The sequence below is a fragment of the Pantoea sp. GbtcB22 genome, from assembly GCF_019091025.1.
Classification (GTDB): domain Bacteria; phylum Pseudomonadota; class Gammaproteobacteria; order Enterobacterales; family Enterobacteriaceae; genus Pantoea; species Pantoea leporis.
The window spans coordinates 1-239 of sequence record NZ_JAGXKB010000761.1 but is presented as its reverse complement, the minus strand read 5'-3'; the positions used below and the strand labels follow the sequence as shown (position 1 = coordinate 239).

General features: G+C 52.3%; 1 protein-coding gene. It reads left to right on the top strand.

What is annotated here, in order from left to right:
* Positions 1-239, top strand: a 239-nt coding sequence (locus KVT28_RS26600; protein WP_217551303.1) for an invasin domain 3-containing protein, incomplete at both ends; no start/stop codon positions are given.

Sequence of the window (239 nt, the reverse complement as noted above, 5' to 3'; positions counted from 1 at the left end):
GAATGTCCGGTGCTCAGACAGCAACGCTGCAAGAGACACAATCATTAAGTAAAAAAAGCCCCGTAGCGCAAGCGCCGGTTAAGGCAGCGACACTAAGTTCAGCTCGCGAACAGAGCAACGGTATTTATTTGGTGACGCTAACTGCCGGTACACGTCCTGGTAGCGTGAGTATTACCCCATCAATAGAAGGCGCAGCCCTCAAGGCAGTGACTGTGGCTCAAGTAAGCGACACGGCAACA